Source organism: Bacillus sp. JJ864 (assembly GCF_036963045.1).
Classification (GTDB): domain Bacteria; phylum Bacillota; class Bacilli; order Bacillales; family Bacillaceae_G; genus Bacillus_A; species Bacillus_A pseudomycoides_C.
Genome location: NZ_JBALLY010000096.1, coordinates 5,082 through 8,880, shown reverse-complemented (window position 1 = coordinate 8,880; position 3,799 = coordinate 5,082). Strand labels below are relative to the sequence as shown.

The window sequence follows — 3,799 nt, the reverse complement described above, 5'->3', positions numbered from 1 at the left end:
CGCTAGATTTGGATTCCGCTCTTGAAACGCTCCAGCATACTGCTGTAACGCTTCTTTTTTCGCTTCCCTATACTTTGGGTCGTCTTTACCTTCCCCAATCGCTACAATGAGTTCTCGTTGCTCATGCGTCTTTGTATCTTTTCTTATCTTTTCATAATAATCCTTAATTTTGCGGTCATTCCGTTTTTGCTTTTCATTGTACTTGTTCACCGCTTCTTGAAAGACATCCTCGTATACACTTCGAATGTCCTTTTGAACAAAGTAGATATTCTCGTCTAACTTGGATGGATCAATGCCAGGATTCCCATGAATGTTTTCCCTGTTATTATGACTCAACGAACTTTGGTGAGATTGATTAAATGAGATAGAGAACAACATAAAGTGCCACCACTTTCCCTAGATTAATTGATACCATAAGTCTAGCAAAGCGACGAAATGGAGTCAATTAACGTAACCCTATACGTATTTTGACGCTAACGCATCAAAGTCGATAGGGGTCTGCGACGCTTGTCGGCTTCGCCGAGCCATGCTTAGCATGGCTAAACAAAACCTTGGGCTTTGCCCAAACCCACTGGGGAAAAATTCCCCCAGACCCCCTCAAATCGAACTCCCCAACCCCTCAATCCTTGAGGGGCTCCCTCGCCGGTAGGCAGGTCAAAAGGTAAACTTTTGACACACCAAGAGGATCTTGGTGTAGAGAGTCTGTCAACTCCTTATCCTCCCTTCGGTCCGGTACCGTTGACAGACGCCCAAAATAGCCTCCTAAGAGTTTGAAAGTTTTTAAAAAATCAAAACAAGCCACTTAAACGGCTATGATATTAGACTGCGATAATATGGGTTACAAACACATATATTGCCTGCGCATTTCGAATACAGCCGACATACGTGTAAAAATAGATCATAGGGTTGGTATTGTTACCATTTGCTAGTTTATCATGTTTAACGACACGACTCTATTTGTCCTTGGGCCCATATATAAGCTTGGTAAAGATTCTTTATCACATCCGCGTTAGGCTGGTAAATCCTATTGGCCTCAACAAACCTAACATATACTGCCCTCTTTTGCCTATCAATATCCACTGCTTTGCCGCAATCAAGCTTGGCTCTGGATTCGGCCAGCCACCAAAGAAATGCCACGTAAGTCCTCCAATCCAAGCTTGTTTGAGGATTAAGCCAGTCATAGAGCACCTGCAGGTAATTTTCAAACGGGTTCAAAACATCTCTGGACACAGATGCCTCACGTTGTCCTTGAAGCCAGTTTTGCCAGCTTATCAGGTACTTTCTCAACTCGTCCACAGTCATTGCATCGTCCTCCTTTCCATGCTCCAGATTATGCTACTAATGAATGTACATATGTCAGTCTAATTGGGGTAGCGCCAACATTTTGATTGTTTTTATACACTTAGGCTTTATCATCCTTCAAAATGTATGTTTTTCCTTGTTTTTTGGGTGTGAGTGCTGGCTAGTCGTGTGGGGGCTAAACCCCACAAATTGAACGTAACTGAATATAGAAAAAACGGATTGATTAGATCGATAGCCCATCAATTTAGGGATTCAGAATTACACCAAACCGAAAAAGAGTCCTAAATTAATAGGACTCTTTTTCATTTTATCGAATGTAAACTTTTGAATATTAGTTTACTTTCATATCCCCTTAAATATTGACTTCAAATCAAATCCTCTGATATCCTCAAAACCAACAACAAAAGTATACATTCAAAACACTAAAAACATTTAAAAAAACAACAAGCTACTTAAAGAACACTTAAAATGTAAAAGATTAATGGAATAATAAAAGCAATAATAAAAGTGTTGATAGCTTTTCTAGAATTTTTTTGTTTTTGTAAATGCTTAGGTCCAAAATCAAATTCCACACTAAACCATAAAGAATTAATAATATTATTAATTTTGATTTTCCAAATCATCATAAAAAGACCTAACATTAATAAACCATTAATAACAGCTACAATTCCAGAATTCGGTTCATTTTTACTTTCATCTATCGTAAAAGCTCCAATTTTAAATAAGTTATACATAAATAAAACAACAGTAATTATTGATAAAATAGAAAGAATTAAAGATCCAACAAACGAAAAAATCTTCTTGTTCTTTAAAATAACGTTTGTTTGAGGTTTAACTTCTTCAATTAATTCAGTTAAATTATGAAACTTACTAATTACCCAATCTGAATCTTCTCCACTAACCCTTAACTGATTTAATTCTCTATTACCTTCTGTAATAAACAAATCAATTTCTCTACGAGGCTTAAAATCAGAAAAACTAATATGAATAGATTCAATTTTTTTACGATCAATAATATCATTTTCTTCAAAAATCTCTAAATTAGCACTTTCGTAACTTATATTACCTAAACAATTTATTTTCAACTGAAAATTCTCATTAACCGTCTTATCAAATTCATTATTATTACTTTCTTTATTTATATATTTCGCTATATCGATTAAATCTTTTTTCGAAAAAACCTTTTCTTCAATTTTACAACTCCTTGTTGATTTCAACATTACCACTCCTATAAAATAATTCCCTTACATCTTTAAAACAAAAAATAGACCCGACTTTTTCGGGCCATATATTATCTATACTAATAAAATAACCTCTTACTTACTAATTAAAAATTTAATGAACTTTCAGTAGTAACTTTCTCCGATAAATGTTTTATAACATCATCATAAATTCTTTGTAAGTGAATCAACTCATTTACATCAGTCGTAATATCACTTAATCGATCTAATATTTGAATAATTGTCATTGTGCTATTTATAGCTTGTTTCTTACTTTCAGCTTCACTTTTAGTATTACTAGACAGCTCAGAAGACTTAATAGATTTAAAGAGATAAAAAATCATATCCTCAGATAATTTATCTGTCATAGCCACACGATCTATATAATTAAGCATTTTTATTTCATGTTTATCTAACTTTAATAATTCTTGTAACTTTTGTTGTAATTTCTCTATACCTGATGTATGAACTATTTCACAAATAGGATCTTTCACTATCCCCCTAAAAGAATACCCTTCATGGACAATTTTATAATACATTGTAAAAGAAACTACACCTTTTCTAATTTCATTGTTAGACATTACTAAACCTATATAGACCTCTTCACCATGTTTTAATCGTTTAGGTTTTTCTAATTCAAATGAAGCCTTAATGTCCGAATCACTAACGTACCCACCAGTAAATTTAAAATAATCACCAGTTTTCACAGCATATTTATGTAAAAATAAAAGACATAAATAAAGAACTACATTATTATCATAATTTTTATACCCCTCAGATGTTACTCCTCTAAGTAACAAATCAGAGCTTTCTTGACCAATATTTTTTGGATCTAACAATAATCTATATTGTCTCCTATCATCTGGTAATGCTTTAAACATTTTATTAATATAATCAGTAAAAAAATTCACAACTTGCTCTTTACGAGAATCTTTCAAACAAAAGTCAATATGCTTACTTCCTAAATCAAACCAACTTCGAAAACATTCATTAGTTGAGTTATATTTTCCACTTGAAATACCTTTAACAAATATATCATTTGCTCCCTCAATAGATGCATTTGAAAATTTTAAAGATATTTCATTATCATCTGTAAAACCTAAAAACTCTACTTCATTATGAGTTAGCGATACATCCATTTTGAATTGATTAATTTCTTCTATAAACCCCTCTAGAATAAAGCTAATTCCCTTTACCTTTAAAACATCATTGGGATTACCAAAATTACTTATAGAAAAATTATTTCTTATTTCAGAATCAATAAATTGATCTTTATG

Annotated in this window: 3 protein-coding genes and 1 pseudogene; all 4 read right to left on the bottom strand. The window is 32.7% G+C overall.

The features are described from left to right. Positions 1–378 (bottom strand): annotated as a pseudogene (locus V7024_RS15795) (plasmid recombination protein); the annotation flags it as partial. A 561-nt stretch (positions 379–939) separates the two neighbouring features. Continuing rightward, positions 940–1,302: a hypothetical protein gene (locus V7024_RS15790; RefSeq protein ID WP_098172867.1), complete on the bottom strand. Its 363-nt coding sequence runs from the start codon at positions 1,300–1,302 to the stop codon at positions 940–942. 452 nt (positions 1,303–1,754) lie between these two features. After that, on the bottom strand, positions 1,755–2,519 hold the full coding sequence (locus V7024_RS15785; protein WP_335521592.1) for a hypothetical protein: 765 nt from the start codon (positions 2,517–2,519) through the stop codon (positions 1,755–1,757). Between the two features lie 110 nt (positions 2,520–2,629). Then, positions 2,630–3,799 (bottom strand): hypothetical protein (locus V7024_RS15780; RefSeq protein ID WP_335521590.1); only part of this gene is annotated, 1,170 nt, incomplete at its 5' end.

Excerpts from the sequence above, each read along its gene's own strand:
- V7024_RS15790 (WP_098172867.1), bottom strand. The coding sequence starts at position 1,302 with ATGACTGTGGACGAGTTGAGAAAGTACCTGATAAGCTGGCAAAACTGG.